This window comes from Nonomuraea sp. ATR24, assembly GCF_041950485.1.
Lineage (GTDB): Bacteria > Actinomycetota > Actinomycetes > Streptosporangiales > Streptosporangiaceae > Nonomuraea > Nonomuraea ceibae.
The window spans coordinates 100,375-116,164 of the sequence record NZ_JBGNUU010000021.1; the positions used below are offsets into that span (position 1 = coordinate 100,375).

Genomic DNA, 15,790 nt, shown 5'->3' on the forward strand with positions numbered 1-15,790 from the left:
GCGGACAGGGAAAGGAGCACCACCATGCGATCAGCCAGCCTGGCGGCCGTCCTGGGCGCGGCGGCCCTCGCCGTGGCGCTGGGGGCCGTCCCCGGCCAGGCGGCGGCCGCTGACGCCGTCTGCTTCTCGGGGGGCCGCACGCCGACCGGCGGCGGATACTACGAAGTGTCGGGATACGGGTGCGACGGCCACAGCGGCACGAGCGTCACGATCCGCTTCGGTGAGGCGGCCGGGACGTACGACTGCGGGTGGACGTTCCTGTGGAACAGCCAGCTCGGCGCCGACAACTGCACCCTGACGTCCTGACGTCCCGGCGCCTTCCGGCACGGCGCTTCAGTCCGGCACGGTACGGGGCCGGAGGAGGAGAGCGGCGGTGAGGATGGCGGCCAGGTAGAAGCCGCCCGCGCCGAGCATCCCGGCCGTGTAGCCGCTGGTCAGCGCGTCGTGCAGGGGAGTGCCCGCGGGCCGGCTCGCGGTCGCGGCGACGGCGACGCCGGCCAGGACGGCCAGGCCGAGGGCGCCGCCGATCTGCTGGCTGGTGTTGACCAGGCCGGAGGCGATGCCCGAATGGCTCGCGGTGACGCCGTGGACGCCGCCGATGGTGGCGGCGACGAAGCCGATGCCCAGGCCGATCCCGGCGACGAGCTGGGCGGGCAGGAGCACCAGGAGCGGGTTCTGGCCAGGGGTCAGCAGGCTGAACCAGCCCATCGCCACGGCGGCCACCGCCATCCCGATGATCAGGACCGTCCGCGTGGACGCACGGGCCTGCAACCGGGGCCCGGCGACGCCGGAGCCGAGACCGATGCCGATCGCGAACGGCAGGTAAGCCAGCCCGGTGATCATGGGCGAGTACTGGTTGATCGCCTGCATGTAGAGGGTGAGGAAGTAGAACGTGGCCAGCTGCCCGGCGCCCATGAGCAGCATGACCAGGTTGGCGCCGAGCCTGCCCCGGTCGGCGAGCACGCCCGGGGGCAGCATCGGGGCGCGGGCCTTGCGCTGGATGAGCACGAACGCGGCCAGCAGCGCGGCGGTGGCCGCGGCGAAGGCGAGGGTGAGCCCGTCGCCGACGCCGTGGGAGCCGGCCCGGTTGATCGCGTACACCAGGGAGCCGAGGGCGAGCGTCACGGTGGCCGCGCCGGGCAGGTCGAGGCCGCCGCGCTCGCGGGTGCCCGGCATCAGGGCGAACGTGCCGGCCAGGACCAGCAGCGCGATGGGCACGTTGACGAACATGATCCAGCGCCAGCCCAGATACTCCGTCAGCGCGCCGCCGAGCAGCAGGCCGGCGACGGAGCCCAGGCCGCCCATCGCGCCGTAGACGCCGAGCGCCTTGTTGCGCTCCGGCCCGGCGGGGAAGGTGTCGGTGAGCAGGGACAGCGCCGCCGGGGCGACGATCGCGGCGCCGACGCCCTGCAGCACCCGGGCGGCGATCAGCACGGCGGCGTTGCCGGCCAGGCCGCCCAGCAGGGAGGCGGCCAGGAACACGACCAGTCCGGCGCGGAACAGCCTGCGCCGCCCGAACAGGTCACCGGCGCGCCCGCCGGCCAGCAGCAGGCCGCCGAAGGCCAGGGCGTAGGAGGTGAGCACCCAGTCGAGGTCCGTCTCGGCGATGCCGAGCCCGGCCCCGATGACGGGCAGGCCCACGGTCACGATGGTGCCGTCCATCACCATCAGCAGTTGCGCGGCGGCGATGACCAGCAGGGCCAGGCCGCGCGTCTCGGTCCGGGGGGCGGTTCGCGTAGTCATTTCTCGGGACCTCAGGCGGTGACGGCGCGGTGAAGCGCGGCGGCGAGCAGATCATGTTCGGGGTAGGACCAGCCGAAGCCGAAGCGGCGGCGCGTGTAGCCGAAGGCGATGCCGTTCATCGGGTCGGCGAAGGACTCCGAGCCCGCCGAGCCGTCGTGGCCGAACGCGTTCGCGCTGAGGAACCCGTACCGCAGGCCCTTGGCCTGGAAGCCGACCGCGTAGTTGCCCTGGTCGCCGCGGACCAGGTCGGCGCCGACGGAGTGGAGCTGGGCGAACGCGCCGATCGTGTCCGGCTTGAGCAGCGGCGGCCGGCCGTTCAGCCCCCACATCGCCGCCGCGTACAGCCCGGCCAGGCCGCGGGCGCTGCCCACCCCGCCGGCCGACGCCTGGCCGTTCGCGCGCACCGCGCGGGTGTTGACGAAGGCGGCCTGGTCCAGCGGCGGCGTGCTGTTGAGCCCGTACCCGATGCCGAGGATGCTGTGCGGCCCCGGCACGTTCGACCAGAACGCGGCCTCCTGCTCGGGCGTGGCGGTCCACCACTCGATCGGCCGGAACCGGCTCTCCTGCTCCTCGGGCAGCCCCAGGTAGAGGTCCAGCCCGTACGGGGCCCGCACGCGCTCCTCGTAGACCTGCTGCAACGACCGGCCGGTCGCCCGCCGGATCACCTCGTTCACCAGCGCGAACGTGACGAACCCGCCGTAGCCGTAGGCCGAGCCCGGCCGCCAGTACGGGCGCTGCCCGGCCAGGCGTTGCGCGATCACCGCGTCGTCGGCCAGCTCGGCCGCCGACAGCCCGCCGTCCACGCCGATCACGCCGGAACGGTGCGTCAGCACGTCCCGCAGCGTGATCCCGCCCTTCCCGGCGGCGGCGAACTCCGGCCACCGCGCGGCCACCGGCTCGTCCAGGTCCAGGACCCCCTCCTGCACCAGCAGCGCCGCCACCAGCGACGCGGCTCCCTTGGTGGAGGAGTAGACCGCGGTCAGCGCGTCGCCACCCGCCTCGTCGTCCCCGGCCCACAGATCCACCACCTGCCGGCCGTGCGCGTAAGCGGCGAGCTGCGCGGGGATGTCATGCTCGGCCACGACCCGGGCGAACGTCTCCCGCACCTGCTCGAAGCCGTCCGCGACCGTTCCGTGAACGTCCGTGTTGCTCATGCCAGAACCTTTCGTAGGTGTTCAGTCCCCGGCATGACGGACGGCGCGCGGCAAAGGTGACCGAGCCGCCCCGGCTCGCGGCGCGCTATCGCACGTGATTGGCTCCGAAATTGTTAAACCAAACAAGACTCAATTTCGTCCGAACGCCATTGTTATTTCGTAGTGATAAACCTCTGTCAGGATTCTCCAGTCATGATCAATGAGAGGAATCCTGTGAAACTCTTAACCAGAGCCGGACGCCGGATCGGCGCGGTCGCGGCCGTGGTCACCCTGGCTTCCGGAGTGTTCGCCACCAGTGCGCCGGCCGCGCCGAAATCGATAGTGTTCGGGCCCGTTTTCGCGACGCCGAAAACGCAGACGGGCGCCTGCCCGGTGACCGTGACGATGTCCACCACGGTGAAAGTGAAGGCCCCCGTCGCGCTGAAGTATCAGTGGACCTTCAGCGACGGCGACAGGAGCAAGGTCAGGACGTACCGGGTCGGCGGCAAGGGGATCAAGACCGTCCGGCTGTCCACGTCGCTCAAGGTCAGCGGCGACGCCTCCGGCTGGGGCGCCGTCCGGGTGCTCGGCCCGGCGAGGAAGACCTCCGGGAAGGCGCCGTTCGCCGTCACCTGCACCGGCGGCGACACGTACATCGGCGACGTCTGGCACAGCGTGAAGACCTCCGCCGAGTACGAGACGGCCACGGCGGCGCCGACCCCCACGGCCACGCCTGCGCCCACGTCGAGCCCTGCCCCGAGCCCGGCCCCCACCCCGACCGGCACCGAGAGCCCGCTCCCGAACCTGGTGGGCAAGGCCCGCATCGCCTTCGAGCGCACCACCGCGTCCAAGTGCCCCCTGACCTTCAAGCTCCACGGGCGGCTCGAAGGCATTCCCGCGGGCGCGCAGTCGATCCAGTACCGCCTCGTCGGCGCCAAGGAGTGGAAGAAGCTCGACGTCCCGGCCGACCACGGCCCGGTCCACAACGCCGTGCTGGAGACGCTGAGCCTGGACCAGGAGTCGACCACGTACTCGCTGCAGATCGAGTTCAACCAGGCCGACCGGCTCAGGACGAACATCATCTACTACTTCGAGTGCGCCGGGCCGAAGGGCAGCAAGCAGATCGGCGTCGCCGCCGACGACATCAAGCGCGACAGCTGGGGCGGCGGCCCGGTGGCCGAGCTGGTGGCCGACGCCATGCTCGAAGCGGTCCAGCCCGTGTCCGGCGCGCAGATCGCCCTGGTCAGCAAGTACGCGGTCCGCTCGCCCGGCGCCGAGATCAAGAAGGGGCCCGTCACGTACGAGCAGCTGTACGCCACGCAGCCGAACGGCCTCCACGTCGACACCTGGTCCATGAACGGCTCCCAGCTCAAGTGGCTCCTGGGCCACGCGAACAAGGAGCGTGGCGTGCTGACCCCGTCCGCCGGGCTGCGCTACACGCTGGCGAACGGGGAGGTCACGGCGCTCACGCTGAACGGCGCGCCGGTGACCGACACGCAGGTGATCAAGGTCGCCGCCAACTACATCCTGGCCGGCGGCTGGGAGGGCTTCCCGCAGTGGAGGTGGCCCGACAACAGCGTCGCCCACAACGGCCCCGACGACCGGGGCGCGCTGGCGTCGTACTTCGCCGACCACTCACCGGTCCGCGCCCCCAAGGGCGACCGCGTCACCATCCGCGGCTAACCCGTCTCACCGGAGACCGTCAGAGGGACAGGAGAGACCATGGCCGCGGAGCTCATCGCCCTTTACACCGAGATCGCCCAAACCGTCCTGCCCGACGACGTCTGCTGGATCGTGGTCCAGCCCCTGACCGGAACGCTCACCGTGGAGGAGGCGGTCACCAGGCTCGGTGGCCGCCCCGACGAGCTGCGCCGGATGCCTGCGCTGGACGCGGCCGACGAGGCCCTGTCGCTCGGCCAGGCGGCGGACTGTGTCGCGATCCTCCAGATCGGAGGCTTCGCCGGCCTGCTGCCTGAGCTGATGGAGCCGCTCAGCGCCGGTGCCCGCGTCTGGGTGGCCAGCTGGGACGTCAACGCCGACTTCACGATGCTCCTCTGGGCCGACGGCGAGGTGATCGGCGGCTGGGACCCGTACGAGTCCCGGGAGGGCTGGACCGCCGGGCTGGGGCCGATGGCCCCGTACGCCGGGCTGTTCCACGCCTACGACCTCGACGACGACGCCCAGGATGCCCGGTACCGCCACGCGGTCTGCCTGGCGGTCATCGAGTCGGAGAGCGGGGTGCGACTGGATCAGGAGTGGATCCGCCAGGAGCGTCCCACTCTGCCCGGCCGCTGAAAGTTTCTCCGGCTGCGGCCTCGTCACCAGGGCCGTTGCCCGGGGCGGTCGTGGGGCGCCCGCTTCGGGGCGCCGGATGGCGTACTTTACTCCCGCTCGCCCCACATCCGCGTCAAAGGGAGTCCTCGTGCGTAGCTGGCCGGCCCGCGCCGTTGTGTCCTTGTCGATGGTGCCGCTGACGGCCGCCCTGGTGGCCGCCTCCGCCTCGGCCCACCCGGACGCGCGGACGTGCGCGAAGGCGGACCTGCTGTTTTGCGAGGACTTCCAGGCCATGCCCGTCGGCGGCGCGAGCAGTCTCCGCTGGGGGATCGACACCAGGCACGGCACGCTCACCGTCGAGCGCGCCGGGCGGTGGGGGCAGAAGGTGCTGCGGGTGCACACCGAGGGCAACGGCCGTGCGTTCCTGAAGGTGGACGACTTCGCCGCGCCGGGCAACAGCTTCTACGGGCGCGTGCGGCTGCGGGTCGCCGCGTTCCCGGCCGCGCCCGACTGGGCGCACTACACGCTGGTCGAGGCGACCGGCGACGGGCCGGAGATCGTCCGCCCGCTCGGCGGCCAGTACGCGCCGCCGCCCCACGGAGGAGCCGCGTACTGGGGCGTCGGCGCGGACGGCGGCCCCACCGGGGACTGGACGAACTGGCGGACCACCGCGCCCTCCGTCGCCGGGAGATGGACGTGCGTCGAGTGGCACCTGGACGCCGGCGACAACCGCGTCTCGCTCTGGTTCGACGGGGTGGCCAAGCCGGAGCTCACCGTGTCCACCCGGGAGCACGGCGGCAACCCGGTGGACTTCGTCTTCCCCCGCTTCGACACGGTCAAGCTGGGCTGGCAGCTCTACCAGGCGGACCCGGACCCCTCCGGCTACGACGTGTGGCTCGACGACATCGCGCTGAGCAGCCGGAGGGTGGGCTGCTGACCTGACGGCACGGGCGGCGGGCCTACACGGGGGCGAGCTGGCGGGTGATGCTCGGGACCCGAGGCCCACCCCCAGCACGAACCGCCCGCCGCTGAGCTGGTCGAGCGCCACCCCCTGCCGCGCCACGACCTGGGGCCTGCGCCGCGACAGCGGCGTGATCCTGGTCCCGATGATCACCCGGCGGGTCGCCGCCGCGATCGCCGCCAGCCCGATCCACGCGTCGCCCACCTCCAGCCCGGGATGCTCGGGCCGCACCACGTGATCCCAGAGGAACACCCCGTCGAACCCGGCCGCCTCCGCCTGGGCCCCCAGCTCGGCCAGCACCCGCGGATCGGCCAGTTCCCCGAAGGGCGGCAGGTACAGCCCCCAGCGCATCGGACGGCCCGCCTTCCGCGGCGACGGATGATCTCAGCCGGGATCCTAGCCCCGCCCTGCGCCCGCTTCGCGGAGGACGCGCGGCCGGGGAGCCGGTCAGGGAGCAGGTCAGGCCGCCGTGGCCGGTGCGCGCAGGGTCCTGAGCGCTCCGGACCAGGCGATGACCTCGTCCAGCAGCTCCATCAGCGTGGACTCCTGGTGCGGGCCGGGGGTGATCACGCCGGGGTCGGTAGGGGCGGTGGTCTCGAAGTCGGTGAACGCCGACAGCGCCACCTGGGTGCGCACGTTGGCCGCGCCGAGCTCGGTCATGACCTGCCGCAGGTGCTCGACCGCGCGTACGCCGCCGTGCACGCCGTGGCTGACGAAGCCGGCCGCCTTGTCGGCCCATTCGGCGTACAGGAAGTCGATGGCGTTCTTCAGCGCGGCGGGGGCGGAGTGGTTGTACTCCGGGGTGACGAACACGAACCCGTCGAAGGAGGCGACGGTCTGGGCCCAGCGGTGCGTGTGCGGGTGCCGGTAGTCGCCGAACAGGGCGGGCGCCGGCTCGTCCAGCACCGGCAGGTCGTACTCGGCGAGGTCCACGACCTCGAAGGCGGCCTCGCCCGCCGCGACGGCGGGGTGGTGGGCGACGGCCTCGGCGACCCAGCGGGCGGCGACGGCGGTGCGGCGGTGGGGGCGGGTGCTGCCGACGACGACGGCGATCCTGATCACGTCTGTCTCCTCATGCTCCGGTATGGCGGTCCGGTGGCCGAACCTCCGGTAAAGTACAACGGGCATGGCAAAAAGTAAAACGTGTATTGCACTTTGGGAAGGGTTCCGGATGACCCGGGAAGACAAGCGCAGGGCGATCCTGGCCGGTGCGCTGACAGTGTTCGCCCGCGACGGCTACACCCGTGCCGGCATCGACACGATCGCCCGCGCGGCCGGGGTGTCCACGCGCACGATCTACAACCACTTCACCGACAAGGCCGAACTGTTCCAGGCCGTCATCCAGGACAGCGCCGCCCGGGCGGCCGACGCCCAGATCGCCGTCATCGACCGCCACCTGCGCAAGATCACCGACCTGGAGGCCGACCTCGTCGACTTCGGCCGCGAGCTCACCGCGCCCACCGGCGACGGGCAGGCCGGGCACTTCGCCCTGGTCCGGCAGATCAACGCCGAAGCCGGGCACATCCCCCAGGCCGCGATCGACGCCTGGCAGGAAACCGGGCCGCTACGGGTGCGCCGGGCGCTGGCCGCCCACCTGCGGCGCTGGAGCGAGCAGGGGCTCCTGCACGCCGAGGACCCCGACCGGGCAGCCGTCCACCTGCTGCTCCTGATCTCCGTCCACGATCCGTCCTACCGGGGCGCCGAGCCCACCGACGCCGAGATCACCCGGACCGTCACCGCCGGCGTCCGCGCCTTCCTGTACGGCCACCTGCGCGCCCGCCCCGAATGAGCGGGCGCGGCTAGACCCCGAGCAGGTCCGTGAGGTCGTCGGCGTGCTCCTCCTCCTCTTCCAGGATCGACTCCATGAGCCGGCGGGTGGTCGGGTCGCCGTCGCCGAGCCAGCGGATGATCTCCTGGTAGGTGGAGATGACGATGCGTTCGGCCCAGAGATTGGCCTGCAGCAGGGCCCGCAGGTCGGTGTCCTCAGGGACCTGGTAGTCGGTGTGCGAGCGCTGGACCAGCTTGGCCGGGTCGAGATCGGGCTCGCCGCCGAGCTGGCTCACGCGCTCGGCCGCGCGCAGGGCGTGGTTGAGCTCCTCCTTGGCGTGCTCGGTGAACTCCTCCGCCACCTGCGCGCGGTCGATGCCCTTGGCGGAGATGGCATGCCTGGTGTAGCGGAGCCAGCACACCACCTCGGTGGCGATCACGTCGTTGAGGACCTCGACGACCTTGCTCGGGTCATGGCCGAACGTCTGCGTGATCGGCCCCTCGTCCATCTTCTGGCGTACCTGGTCACGAATTCTGGTGACATCCAGTACGAAGTCATCCGTCTGCGTCATGTGCTTCCCCGTTTCCCCCGGTGCCTTCTCGGTTCGAAGGTAACTTCGCCGGGGCCTCCACCTGGGTTGCGACACGTGCCGGCCGGGATTCAGCCCGGCGTGCGCAGGGCCAGCATGGCGACGTCGTCCTCGTTGTTGGCGGGGCGCACGGCGGCCAGGAGCAGGTCGCACAGGCCGGGCAGCGGGTGGTGGGAGAGGGAGACGGCGTGCTGCCGCAGGCGGTCCATGCCCTCGTCGAGGCTGTGGCCGGGCGACTCGATCAGGCCGTCGGTGTAGAACAGCAGGGTGGCGCGGGGCGGCAGGTCGAGGACGGCGTCCTGGCGCTCGGTGCCGATGCCGGTGCCGAGCAGCAGGCCGCCCGCCTCCTCCAGATAGCGGGAGCGGCCGTCGGACTCGATCAGCAGGGGCGGCGGGTGCCCGGCGCTGGACCAGCGCAGGCGCCAGCCGCCGTCCAGGGGCTCGACCCGGGCGAAGACGACGGTGGCCATCGTGGTCTCGGCGATGCGGCTCACCGCCTGGTCGAGCCGGTTCAGGATCTTGCTGGGACTCTCCTCCAGGTCGGCGGCGTAGGCGCGCAGCATGTTGCAGACCTGCGCCATGCCCGCCGCGGCGTCCAGGTCGTGGCCGACCACGTCGCCGATCACCAGGCCGATCGCCCCGTCGGGCAGGGCGAACGCGTCGTACCAGTCGCCGCCCACGTCGGAGGCGTGCGGGGCGGGCAGGTAGCAGGCGTCCAGCTCCAGGCCGGGCACCCGGGGCAGCTGCGGCAGCAGGTGGCGCTGCATGGTCTCGGCGACGCGGCGCTGCCGCTCGTACAGGCGGGCGTTGTCCAGAGCGATGCCGGCGCGGCGCGCGATGTCCTCCAGCAGGACCAGGTCGGCGCCGGTGAACGGGGCGGGCCGCTCGGAGCGGCCCAGGGTCATGGCGCCGACGACCTCACGTACGGTGCGCATCGGGGCGATGCACGCCGAGTGCATGCCCGTGGCCTGGAAGAGCTTCCGCTGCATGACCGCGACGTCGGAGTCGGGCTCCCCCTGGTAGGTGCTCGGACCGATGAGCGCGGCCGTTACCCCGCGCAGCGCCCGCGACAGCGGCATGGACGACTCCTGCGGCACCGGCGGCATCGGGACTTCGAGGTCCCTGCGGTGCCGCAGCACGCCGTTCTCGTGGTGGACGACGGCGGCACGGGTCACGCCGCCCTCCTCGGTGAGCAGGTCGATCACCACCCAGTCGGCCAGCAGCGGCACCACCAGGCGGATCAGCTGGCGCAGCGTCTCGTCGGCGTCCAGCGTGGAGGTGAGCCTCGTGGTGGTCTCGGCCAGCAGGGCCAGGCGGTCCAGCTCCGACATGGCCGGGGACGGGTGCGCGGGCTCGGTGGACGGGGACGCGGTGACCTCGTGGAAGAGCACCAGCGCGCCCCGCTGTTCGGTGCCGGTCCGGCAGGCGGTCACCACCCAGGAGATCGGCATCAGCGAGCCGTCCCCGCGTTCGAACCACTCCTCCTCGCCCTGCGCGGTGCGGCCCGCGACGAACGGCTCCCGCATCACGCACACGCTCGGGGGCAGCGTCTCGCCGCTCCTCCCTCGGTGCAGCAGGTCGTGGGCGTCACGGCCGAGCAGCTCCTCGGCGGGGCGGCGCAGCAGGTTCGCGGCCCGCCGGTTGACCTCGACGATCCGGCCCTGGGCGTCGACCACGAGCGCGCCCGCGTCGGACAGATCGCCCAGGTGGCGGCGGCGCGCGCCGTCCACCGTCACGGACGGCCCGCCGTCTCCGGCGGCCGCGTGACCGGCACTCCTGCCCTCGTTCATGCACCGGCCACTACCCAGAAGAGCCGGGGGTTGACAAACACGTTGTGCGCAAGCCGGGGGAGCGCCGCCGTGGTTGGCGGGCGGGGGGCGTGTGTCGATAATGGCGGGTGCCCTTCACGTTGAGCCATATGGTGGCGATCCTGCCGGTGCGGCGGTGGTTACCCGCGTCGGCGCTGGCGATCGGGGCGGTGGTGCCTGATGCGCCCTACTACCTGCCTCTGCCCTTCTCGTCGGCGAACACGCATACGTGGTGGGGGGCGCTGCTGCTGGGCGTGCCGGTGGGGGTGGCGCTGCTCCTGCTGTTCCACCTGGGGCTGCGCAAGCCGCTGACCGCGCTGGCGCCCGCCGCGCTGCGGGCCCGGCTGCCCGGCGTGGTGCGGCCGGCGCCGGTGGCCGTGGTGGCCGCGTTGCTCGCCGGGATGGCCACGCACCTGGTCTGGGACGCGTTCACGCAGGTCGGCGGCTACGCCGTGGCGCACTGGCAGGCGTTGCGGCAGCCGGTCGCGGGCGCGCACCGGGTGTTCAACGTGCTGATGTACGCCAGCTCGGCGGGCGGCCTGCTCGTCCTGGGCGGCTGGCTCCTGCGGTGGTACCGGCGGGCGCCGGTCGCCCAGGACGAGCACGCCGACCGGGGGCCGCGGGTCACGGGCCGGGCGCGCGGCGCGGTGCTGGCCGCGGCCGTTCTCGCCACGGCCGTCGGCGCCGTGGCCGGCGCGACGTCGGAGCGTGCCGCGGTGAGCGACTACGACCTGGTACGGAGCACGATCCTGGGCGGCGCCGACGGCGTGGCGCTGGCCCTCGCCTGTTACGTGCTCGCCTGGCACGGCTGGACCGCGTTCAGCCGCCGGTGACACCGGCGCCCCGGCCGCTGATTTCACGGCCCGGCCGGGCGCACCGCCTGGAGCGGTTCGGAGCCGCTGGGAACGGCGGCGCGACGGCGGAACCGATCCGGTGTTTGAGTACTGTGGCTGCGCATGACGGAAACGGAGATCGAGATCACCGCGGACCTGGTCCGCGACCTGCTGCGGGAGCAGCATCCGGACCTGGCGGGGCTGGCCGTGCGCGAGGTGGCGGGCGGCTGGGGCAACCAGATGTGGCGTCTCGGGGACGAGCTGGCCGTGCGCATGCAGCGGATGGACCCCACTCCGGAGCTCCAGCTCAAGGAGCGGCGGTGGCTGCCCGTGCTGGCCCCGCGCCTGCCGCTCCCGGTGCCGGCCCCGGTGCGGTCCGGCGAGCCGTCCGAGCGTTTCCCCAAGCACTGGACCGTGATGACGTGGGTTCCCGGCGAGCCGCTGGACCACGGCACGATCAGCCGCGGCGCCCACGCGGCCGACGCGCTGGCGGGCTTCCTGCGGGCGCTCCACGTGGAGGCGCCCGCCGACGCGCCGATGGCCACGGACCGCCGCGCCCATCCCCGGGACCGCACGGCCGGCTTCGAGGAGTTCCTGCAGGCCCTCGACCCCGATGCCGTCGGTGACGCGAGCGCCGTGCGGGACGTGTGGGCCGACGCCGTCGCGGCCCCGGAGTGGGCGGGCCCGCCGGTGTGGGTGCACGGCGACCTGCATCCCGCGAACGTCGTCGTCACGGACGGCACGCTCTCGGGCGTCATCGACTTCGGTGACCTGTTCGCCGGCGATCCGGCCTGGGACCTCGCCGCCGCGTGGGTGCTGCTGCCCTCGGGCGCCGCCGCACGCTTCTTCGACAGCTACGGGCGTGCCGACGAGGCGGCGATCCGGCGCGCCCGCGGGCTGGCCGCCGCGAAGAGCCTCTTCCTGATGCTCATGGGGCAGAACGGGGACCGGGGCCTGCCCGGCGGCAAGCCGCACTGGGGACCCGCGGGCCGGGCGGCGCTCGACCGCGTCCTGATGGGCGTCTGACGCACGTCGGCCCGGCTCAGCGGCTCACGATCGTCTGCCGCTCGATCCGGGACAGCTTCTCCGGGTTGCGCACGTGGTAGGCGCCGGTGACGTAGCCGTTCTCCAGCCGCACCGCCACCACGCCGTCGATCTCGCCGTTGAGCCGGATGAGCAGCCCCGGGCCGCCGTTGATCTGCACCAGCTCGGCCGTCCTGTCCGCGTCGCGCCGCCACCAGCCGCCGGCCAGCAGGCGGGCCACCTTGCCGGCCCCCACGACGGGGCGCAGCAGGGCGTGCCTGACGCCGCCGCCGTCGCTCAGCGCGACGACGTCCGGCGCGAGGATGTCGAGCAGGCTCTGCAGCTCGCCGGTCTCGACCGCCCGCTGGAAGGCCCGGAGCGCGGCCCGGTGCTCGGCGGGGGAGCCGGTGCCCCGGGGTCGCCGCGCGGCGACGTGCGCCCGCGCCCGGTAGGCGAGCTGCCGGACCGCGGCCGGGCTCTTGCCGACGGCCTCGGCGATCTCGTCGTAGTCCAGGTCGAACACCTCGCGCAGCACGAACACCGCCCGTTCGACCGGCTGCAGCGTCTCCAGCACCAGCAGCATCGCCATCGAGACGCTGTCGGCCAGCTCGACGTCCTCGGCCACGTCGGGCGCGGTCAGCAACGGCTCGGGCAGCCACGGCCCGACGTAGGACTCCTTGCGCCGGCCGAGCGCGCGCAGCCGGTCCAGCGCCTGCCGGGTGACGATCCGCACCAGGTAGGCGCGCTGCTCCCGCACGCTGTCAAGGTCGACGTCCACCCAGCGCAGCCAGGTCTCCTGGAGGACGTCCTCGGCGTCGGCGGCCGAGCCCAGCATCTCGTACGCGACCGTGAACAGCAGGTTGCGGTGGGCGACGAACACCTCGGTGGCGGGCTCCACCCGGTCGGGCCCGCCGGGCTGCCCTGCTGCCGTCCGTCCGCTCATGCCTGGCCCCTGCCTGTCCGCACTCAGCTCTACCACACGCACAGGACGCCGCCGAGGGCCGTTCCGTAACACCCTCGGGCGGTGGTCCAGGTCACAGGCCGGCGCTGTTACGGAGCCCGGGCGGCCGGCGTCTCGTGGTCGTCAGGACGCCGTACGGACGAGCCGTGCGGCACGCGAGCCGAGTCCGCGAAGGGAAAGCCTCACCATGTCCGGACCCACGACGACCGATCTCCGGTCGCGCATGCCCAACCCGCTGCCGTTCGTCCCCGAGCTGGCGGAGGTCGGCGGAGCCCTGCACAAGGTCATCAAGAACGGGTCGATCCCGCAGGTCACCGTCCACCTGCTGCAACTGCGCGCCGGGCAGCTGCTCGGCAGCACGTACTTCACGATCAGGGAGACCGGGAACCTGCGCCGGGAGGGGGAGCCGGAGGAGCGCATCACCGCCGTGGCCACCTGGCGGGACGCCACCTGCTTCACCGACGCCGAGCGGGTCGCGCTGGAGCTGGTCGAGGCCGTGCTCACGCCGAACCCGTCGGGCGAGCGCGTCCCCGACGAGCTGTACGCCAGGGCGGCGGCCCTCTATGACGACAAGGCGCTGTGGACGCTCGTCATGGCGATCGCCCACATCGGCTTCTTCACCCCCGCCGCCCTGATCGCCAAGCCGATCCCCGGCATGCCCCCCGGCCAGAACTACCACGTGTGAGAAAGGCGTACAGCATGAGCATCACCAGGATCGCGGTGGCGGGGGCGACCGGGCGGCTGGGCCGCCACGTCGTCGGCGTGCTCACCGAACGGGGGCACGAGGTCGTGCCGATGTCCCGGGCCACCGGCGTCGACGTGATCACCGGCGCCGGTCTGGCCGACGCGCTCACCGGGGTGGAGGTCGTCGTCGACGTCGCCTCGTGGCACGCCTCCGACGAGGAGGCGGCGACGGAGTTCTTCCGCGCCTCGGCCCGCAACCTGCACGAGTACGGGCGGCAGGCGGGGGTCGCCCGGATCGCCGTGGCGTCCATCATCGGCGTCGACAGGGCCACCGCCGGATTCCTCGCCGCCAAGAAGACGCACGAGGAGCTGCTGCTGTCCGGCCCGCTCCCCGTCCGGATCCTGCGCGCGGCGCAGTTCCACGAGTTCGTCGGCCAACTCCTGGACTGGCAGCAGGGCGACGTCGCCTACGTCCCGGCCCTGCCCAGCCAGCTCGTGGCCTGCCGCGCCGTGGCCGAGGAGCTGGCCGGCCTCGCCCTCGGCCCCGAGCCGGACCCGGGCGCGCCGATCCCCGAGATCGCCGGGCCCCGCAGGGAGATCCTGGCGGAGGCGGCCGCGCTCCTCGGCGCCCGCCGGGGCGTCAAGGTCGTCGGCGTCGACGGCGCGGGCATGCCCGACGCGGAGCTCGCCGCCGAGGGCGCGTTCCTGCCCGGCCCGCACGCCAAGCTCGCCGGGCCCACCTTCCAGGAATGGCTCGGCGCCCAGCCCTGAGCCGCCAGGCGATCATCCGAAGAAGGGGACACACGATGACGCAAGCACCACAACTGCCGCCGCACATGCGGCGGAACGGGTTCGACCCGGCCGAGGAGCTGGCCAAGGCCCGCGACGAGGGCGTGACGCTGGTCGAGACGCCGTTCGGCCCGCCCGCGTACCTGGTCTGCCGTTACGACGACGTCCGCCAGGTGCTGTCGGACCCGGTCCGGTTCAGCAGCGCCCTGACGCCGTTCCCGGGAGCCGGGCAGCTGGACGCCGACGAGCTGGCCAGGATGCGGGCCGGGCAGCTCATCGGGTTCGACCCGCCGGAGCACACGCGGCTGCGGCGGATGCTCACCCCGGAGTTCACGGTGCGCCGCATGCGCAGGCTGGAGCCGCGGATCACCGAGATCGTCCAGGCGGCCCTGGACGACCTGGAGAACGCCGGCAAACCGGCCGACCTGGTGGCGCACTTCGCGCTGCCGGTGCCGTCGCTGGTGATCTGCGAGCTGCTGGGCGTGCCGTACGCCGACCGCGCCGGCTTCCAGGAGCGGTCCGTGCGCATGCTGGACACCTCCCTGCCGATGGCGGAGCGCGTCGCGGCGCAGCGCGAGGACCGCGCGTACATGGCCTCCCTGGTGACCCGCGCGCAGGCCGACCCGGGCGAGGACCTGCTCGGCATGCTGGTGCGCGAGCACGGCGGCGACCTCGGCACCGACGAGCTGGTCGGCATCGCCTCGCTGCTGCTGGTCGCCGGGCACGAGACGACCTCGAACATGCTCGCCCTGGGCACCCTCGCCCTGCTGCGGCACCCGGACCAGCTCGCCCTGGTCCGCGACGATCCCGCGCACGCCGAGCCCGCCGTCGAGGAGCTGCTGCGCTGGCTGTCCATCGTGCAGGCGCTGCCGCCGCGCACGACCACGACGGACGTGGAGATCGCCGGGCAGGTCGTCCCGGCGGGCTCGCTGGTGATCTGCTCGCTGCCCGCCGCCAACCGCGACCCCGCCTTCGCCGGCGACCCCGGCGTCCTCGACGTCACCCGGGGGGCCGCCGGGCACGTCGCCTTCGGGCACGGCGTGCACCACTGCCTCGGGGCTCCGCTGGCGCGGATGGAGATGCGCATCGCCTTCCCTGCCCTGCTGCGCCGCTTCCCCGGTCTCGCCCTGGCCGGGCCGTACGACGGGGTGTCCTTCCGGGCGTTCAGCATCGTGTACGGGCTGAACGCGCTGCCGGTGACCTGGTGAACGGGCGGCGCGGGCC

At 73.0% G+C, this 15,790-nt stretch carries 17 protein-coding genes and 1 pseudogene; 10 read left to right on the forward strand and 8 right to left on the reverse strand.

The genetic code is table 11. The features are described 5' to 3' along the window. Window positions 1-24: 24 nt before the first annotated feature. A complete protein-coding gene (locus ACBI99_RS36745) occupies window positions 25-306 on the forward strand; it encodes a hypothetical protein (protein WP_375074576.1) in 282 nt (93 codons plus the stop codon). Window positions 307-333: 27 nt separating this feature from the next. Here the strand turns inward: ACBI99_RS36745 and ACBI99_RS36750 are convergent, their stop codons facing one another. The 3 genes from ACBI99_RS36750 to ACBI99_RS36760 form a co-directional block, all read right to left on the reverse strand. Next, on the reverse strand, window positions 334-1,743 hold the full coding sequence (locus ACBI99_RS36750; protein WP_375074577.1) for an MFS transporter: 1,410 nt from the start codon (window positions 1,741-1,743) through the stop codon (window positions 334-336). Window positions 1,744-1,754: 11 nt separating this feature from the next. Then, the gene (locus tag ACBI99_RS36755) at window positions 1,755-2,897 is read right to left on the reverse strand and encodes a serine hydrolase domain-containing protein (RefSeq protein ID WP_219503636.1); all 1,143 of its coding nucleotides are present in this window, start codon (window positions 2,895-2,897) and stop codon (window positions 1,755-1,757) included. A 176-nt stretch (window positions 2,898-3,073) separates the two neighbouring features. Next, window positions 3,074-3,292, reverse strand: a complete 219-nt coding sequence (locus ACBI99_RS36760; RefSeq protein WP_375074578.1) for a hypothetical protein — start codon at window positions 3,290-3,292, stop codon at window positions 3,074-3,076. A gap of 7 nt (window positions 3,293-3,299) precedes the next feature. Between ACBI99_RS36760 and ACBI99_RS36765 the strand changes: the two genes are divergently transcribed. From ACBI99_RS36765 to ACBI99_RS36775, 3 genes are all read left to right on the forward strand, one after another. After that, complete coding sequence (locus ACBI99_RS36765; protein WP_375074579.1) at window positions 3,300-4,559, forward strand: 5'-nucleotidase C-terminal domain-containing protein; 1,260 nt, start codon at window positions 3,300-3,302, stop codon at window positions 4,557-4,559. A gap of 39 nt (window positions 4,560-4,598) precedes the next feature. After that, the gene (locus ACBI99_RS36770; protein WP_375074580.1) at window positions 4,599-5,171 is read left to right on the forward strand and encodes a DUF6461 domain-containing protein; all 573 of its coding nucleotides are present in this window, start codon (window positions 4,599-4,601) and stop codon (window positions 5,169-5,171) included. 127 nt (window positions 5,172-5,298) lie between these two features. Continuing rightward, window positions 5,299-6,087: a hypothetical protein gene (locus tag ACBI99_RS36775; RefSeq protein ID WP_375074581.1), complete on the forward strand. Its 789-nt coding sequence runs from the start codon at window positions 5,299-5,301 to the stop codon at window positions 6,085-6,087. A 108-nt stretch (window positions 6,088-6,195) separates the two neighbouring features. Here the strand turns inward: ACBI99_RS36775 and ACBI99_RS36780 are convergent. Together ACBI99_RS36780 and ACBI99_RS36785 are read right to left on the reverse strand one after the other, a co-directional pair. Next, a pseudogene (locus ACBI99_RS36780) lies at window positions 6,196-6,462 on the reverse strand (LLM class flavin-dependent oxidoreductase); the annotation flags it as partial. Window positions 6,463-6,570: 108 nt separating this feature from the next. Beyond that, entirely contained in the window at window positions 6,571-7,173 is a 603-nt protein-coding gene (locus ACBI99_RS36785) for an NAD(P)H-dependent oxidoreductase (protein ID WP_357585910.1), read from the reverse strand. A 109-nt stretch (window positions 7,174-7,282) separates the two neighbouring features. Between ACBI99_RS36785 and ACBI99_RS36790 the strand changes: the two genes are divergently transcribed. Continuing rightward, window positions 7,283-7,900, forward strand: a complete 618-nt coding sequence (locus tag ACBI99_RS36790) for a TetR/AcrR family transcriptional regulator (RefSeq protein WP_375074582.1) — start codon at window positions 7,283-7,285, stop codon at window positions 7,898-7,900. 10 nt (window positions 7,901-7,910) lie between these two features. On the opposite strand, the gene ACBI99_RS36795 is transcribed toward ACBI99_RS36790, so the two are convergent. Together ACBI99_RS36795 and ACBI99_RS36800 are read right to left on the reverse strand one after the other, a co-directional pair. Then, complete coding sequence (locus ACBI99_RS36795) at window positions 7,911-8,450, reverse strand: DUF892 family protein (protein ID WP_219503665.1); 540 nt, start codon at window positions 8,448-8,450, stop codon at window positions 7,911-7,913. 89 nt (window positions 8,451-8,539) lie between these two features. After that, complete coding sequence (locus ACBI99_RS36800; RefSeq protein ID WP_357585914.1) at window positions 8,540-10,258, reverse strand: SpoIIE family protein phosphatase; 1,719 nt, start codon at window positions 10,256-10,258, stop codon at window positions 8,540-8,542. A gap of 107 nt (window positions 10,259-10,365) precedes the next feature. On the opposite strand from ACBI99_RS36800, the gene ACBI99_RS36805 reads away from it, so the two are divergent. Further along, complete coding sequence (locus ACBI99_RS36805) at window positions 10,366-11,109, forward strand: DUF4184 family protein (RefSeq protein WP_375074583.1); 744 nt, start codon at window positions 10,366-10,368, stop codon at window positions 11,107-11,109. Window positions 11,110-11,232: 123 nt separating this feature from the next. Continuing rightward, the gene (locus tag ACBI99_RS36810) at window positions 11,233-12,135 is read left to right on the forward strand and encodes an aminoglycoside phosphotransferase family protein (protein WP_357585918.1); all 903 of its coding nucleotides are present in this window, start codon (window positions 11,233-11,235) and stop codon (window positions 12,133-12,135) included. A 16-nt stretch (window positions 12,136-12,151) separates the two neighbouring features. Here ACBI99_RS36810 and ACBI99_RS36815 read toward each other — a convergent pair whose 3' ends face one another. Beyond that, complete coding sequence (locus ACBI99_RS36815) at window positions 12,152-13,075, reverse strand: RNA polymerase sigma-70 factor (protein WP_219503677.1); 924 nt, start codon at window positions 13,073-13,075, stop codon at window positions 12,152-12,154. Window positions 13,076-13,280: 205 nt separating this feature from the next. Between ACBI99_RS36815 and ACBI99_RS36820 the strand changes: the two genes are divergently transcribed. From ACBI99_RS36820 to ACBI99_RS36830, 3 genes are read left to right on the forward strand one after another with little or no spacing between them, the layout of a single operon-like run. After that, window positions 13,281-13,778, forward strand: a complete 498-nt coding sequence (locus tag ACBI99_RS36820) for a carboxymuconolactone decarboxylase family protein (protein WP_219503680.1) — start codon at window positions 13,281-13,283, stop codon at window positions 13,776-13,778. 14 nt (window positions 13,779-13,792) lie between these two features. Next, window positions 13,793-14,548 (forward strand): NAD(P)H-binding protein, encoded by a 756-nt coding sequence (locus ACBI99_RS36825; protein ID WP_357585922.1) that lies wholly within the window; start codon window positions 13,793-13,795, stop codon window positions 14,546-14,548. 35 nt (window positions 14,549-14,583) lie between these two features. Then, window positions 14,584-15,774, forward strand: a complete 1,191-nt coding sequence (locus ACBI99_RS36830; protein ID WP_357585924.1) for a cytochrome P450 — start codon at window positions 14,584-14,586, stop codon at window positions 15,772-15,774. The last annotated feature ends 16 nt before the right edge of the window (window positions 15,775-15,790 follow it).

Excerpts from the sequence above, each read along its gene's own strand:
- ACBI99_RS36745 (WP_375074576.1), top strand. The coding sequence starts at position 25 with ATGCGATCAGCCAGCCTGGCGGCCGTCCTGGGCGCGGCGGCCCTCGCC.
- ACBI99_RS36750 (WP_375074577.1), bottom strand. The coding sequence starts at position 1,743 with ATGACTACGCGAACCGCCCCCCGGACCGAGACGCGCGGCCTGGCCCTG.
- ACBI99_RS36755 (WP_219503636.1), bottom strand. The coding sequence starts at position 2,897 with ATGAGCAACACGGACGTTCACGGAACGGTCGCGGACGGCTTCGAGCAG.
- ACBI99_RS36770 (WP_375074580.1), top strand. The coding sequence starts at position 4,599 with ATGGCCGCGGAGCTCATCGCCCTTTACACCGAGATCGCCCAAACCGTC.
- ACBI99_RS36790 (WP_375074582.1), top strand. The coding sequence starts at position 7,283 with ATGACCCGGGAAGACAAGCGCAGGGCGATCCTGGCCGGTGCGCTGACA.
- ACBI99_RS36795 (WP_219503665.1), bottom strand. The coding sequence starts at position 8,450 with ATGACGCAGACGGATGACTTCGTACTGGATGTCACCAGAATTCGTGAC.
- ACBI99_RS36800 (WP_357585914.1), bottom strand. The coding sequence starts at position 10,258 with ATGAACGAGGGCAGGAGTGCCGGTCACGCGGCCGCCGGAGACGGCGGG.
- ACBI99_RS36810 (WP_357585918.1), top strand. The coding sequence starts at position 11,233 with ATGACGGAAACGGAGATCGAGATCACCGCGGACCTGGTCCGCGACCTG.
- ACBI99_RS36815 (WP_219503677.1), bottom strand. The coding sequence starts at position 13,075 with ATGAGCGGACGGACGGCAGCAGGGCAGCCCGGCGGGCCCGACCGGGTG.
- ACBI99_RS36820 (WP_219503680.1), top strand. The coding sequence starts at position 13,281 with ATGTCCGGACCCACGACGACCGATCTCCGGTCGCGCATGCCCAACCCG.
- ACBI99_RS36825 (WP_357585922.1), top strand. The coding sequence starts at position 13,793 with ATGAGCATCACCAGGATCGCGGTGGCGGGGGCGACCGGGCGGCTGGGC.
- ACBI99_RS36830 (WP_357585924.1), top strand. The coding sequence starts at position 14,584 with ATGACGCAAGCACCACAACTGCCGCCGCACATGCGGCGGAACGGGTTC.